We start from the raw sequence: 2,436 nt of genomic DNA, 5'->3' as shown, positions 1-2,436 counted from the left end.
TCGCCTACCGCGTCATCGACATCTGACAACCCCCCCGGGCGCCCTCACGACCACGGCCCGCCGGCCCGCCGGACAGGTACTTCACCACCCACCCGGCACCCAGCACACACCGCCGGCACGAGGGCGCCCCGCCCCGCCCCGCCCGCCATCAGCGCGGGAGCGGTGACCCGTCCCGGATTCGCGGGGGGGGGCGTGCCCGCAGACCCAGGTCCGGGGAGCGGTCCGAGGACGGCCGGTTCGGGCTTTGGGGGCAGCCCGCAGACCCGGGTCCGGGGAGCGGCTCAAGGACGGCTGGTTCGCCGGCGTGAGCGACGCCGCGAGCCGTCTGCCACGCATCACGGACAGCACCACCACCACGGAACGCGCATATACCGCATCCCACGCCCTGTTGCCCACCCAGCCCCAACAACCAGGAACGGCGGCGGCCGAGGGACTCGGCATCACCACGCAGCCGTCACGGACGCAGGCCCACAAGAACGACTCACAAGCCAAGCATCTGGTCGCCGTTCCTGACGCCTTGTCGACTGCGCCTTACAGGGCGGCGGGCACGGCTGAAGCGGCCCGCCCTCTGGCCCGTAGACGTCCACTGCTCCACAGCGTCCGCCGCCGCGACGGGCGCATGCGGGCACCCGGCCCACGAGGAAGGCCTCGTCGGTCAGCCGATGGCGAATTGCCCAAGATCAGGGCCACCCGGTCGGCGGCGCCAGGGCTCGGCGCGCGGCGTCGCGTACGTCCGGGTCCTCATCGGCCGTGAGTCGTTCGAGCGCAGCTCGGGCCTGGGGAACCGTGCTTCGAGACAGTGCCCACGCCGCCCAGTACCGGACACCGCGATCATCGTCGCAGGTGCGGGCGACGAGTACGTCGACCGTCCCTTCGGGTGCCCCCCACAGGGCCGTGACTGCTGCTCTTCGGACCTCGGGCGCAGTGTCGGAAGTGCCGGTGATCAGAATTTCCTGCGCCCGTGAGGGATCACCCGTGCCGAAGAGGGTGCCGAGGCTGCTCATCGCGTCGGCGCGCACCCCCGGGTCCGGGTCGAAGGCCGCATCGGCGACCCGTCCGAAGTGGTTGGTCCCGACGGAGTCGATGACGCACAGGCCCCAGAGGCCGACTCTCCGCATCCCGGGGTCGTTGGAAGCGGCGTAGTCCAAGGACAGCTTGAGCGCGGTCTCGGGCCACGCCACGAAGAGTTCGAGGACGTCGAGCTCCAATGTGTCCCCGTCGTCGTTGCGATCGCTCGCCCGCGCACTCAGCAAGGCGGGCAGGGCGGCTGCGCCACAGGCACCGGCCAGGACGTGGGCGATCCGGTCCCGCGCAAAGGAATCGTCCGCGGTGACATGACGAGCGAGTCGCTGCTCCAGCTCCGGACGCAGGAAGGCGGCGGCCGGTGTCCGCAATGCCTCCACCAGTGGCTCGAGCCGGCGGCGGGCGCCGAGCCCGCGCTCGGCACTCGTGGCGAGCTGCGCGTCCAACTCGCTCAACGCGTGTTTCAGTGCCGCATGTTCCGTCACCGTGTCCTCTCCCCCATCGGCACCGCTGTTCACAGCGCGATCGGCCGGTAGCTGAGGGCCTCGTCGACGATCTGCTCTGCCGAAGCGTCGCCGAGTTCTACCGAGGGATGGAAGATCAGGTCGCTGACCTGGGGATGTGTCACGTTGGCCTCGAGAAGCCGCAGGTAGTAGTCGCTTCCCGGACTGCCGGCAAGGAGCCTGCGGACCACTTCGACGAGTTCCTCCGTGGTGATATCCGCGATCCGGGGCCGAGCCGGCCGGGCGGCCTCCAACGCGAACTCGACCACGCTCCGGCTGCCGTCGCACTCGGCAAAGTCGAGGGCCACATAGTTGTGACCCGTCTGCGCGTTGAAAGCTCTGATGTCCTCGTCCGCGCTACCAGCCCCAAAAAGCACCAGGGCGGCGATCCGTTCAATCTCGCAGGAGAGCTCATCCAACCGTTGCCGGCTCACCAACGGAGGTATGAGTTCCGGTCTCAGATCCACAGCCCGCATTATGCCGCCGGCCCCCGACAGGCCCACACAGCCTTCCAGGCGCCCTCGCTTCCCGCCGAGGTCTACGGCCGTCTCGATCAAGGACTGACGCCAGAGCCCGTCAACACCCGCTCGCCGTTCCTACCTACGCAGCCGAAGGGTGCCAGGCTCAAGCGCCGAAGCTGCCGTGCGGCATCGACGTCGTGCGGTCCGGGCCACCTTCTCCCTCTCGTCCTTGTGAGTGGGCCATCGCCATGTCCTGCGGGCCATTCAGAGCGGCTGCTGTACCGCGGGCGATGCCGACGGAGCCGGCCGGGCAAGGCCTTCGCGCCGTTGTCGCCTGCCTGTTGCGCGAGGTGACGGGCTGGGCCGTCACCACGCGGGGGGGTGGTGAGTTTCATGTTTTGGGGGCGAAGGTTCGGCAGGTATACCACTTTTTTTAACCGTCCCACGTG

The 2,436-nt window shown here is 69.3% G+C and carries 2 protein-coding genes; both read right to left on the bottom strand.

The genetic code is table 11. The features are described 5' to 3' along the window. Positions 1 to 680: 680 nt before the first annotated feature. Positions 681 to 1,541 carry a HEAT repeat domain-containing protein gene (locus ACFRAV_RS29455; protein ID WP_382560073.1) on the bottom strand — a complete coding sequence of 287 codons (861 nt, stop codon included), beginning with the start codon at positions 1,539 to 1,541 and terminating at the stop codon, positions 681 to 683. Then, positions 1,538 to 2,002, bottom strand: coding sequence for a hypothetical protein (locus ACFRAV_RS29450; protein WP_382560079.1), 465 nt, complete (start codon positions 2,000 to 2,002; stop codon positions 1,538 to 1,540). The genes ACFRAV_RS29455 and ACFRAV_RS29450 overlap by 4 nt, the downstream gene beginning before the upstream one ends. Positions 2,003 to 2,436: the final 434 nt, after the last annotated feature.

The sequence above is a fragment of the Streptomyces sp. NPDC056600 genome, from assembly GCF_042792855.1.
GTDB lineage: Bacteria > Actinomycetota > Actinomycetes > Streptomycetales > Streptomycetaceae > Streptomyces.
Note: the sequence above shows the minus strand (reverse complement) of the source record. Positions and strands in the feature narration are given on the sequence as shown.

Bases quoted from the DNA above. Each gene is read 5' to 3' on its own strand.
- ACFRAV_RS29450 (WP_382560079.1), bottom strand. From the start codon at position 2,002: ATGCGGGCTGTGGATCTGAGACCGGAACTCATACCTCCGTTGGTGAGC.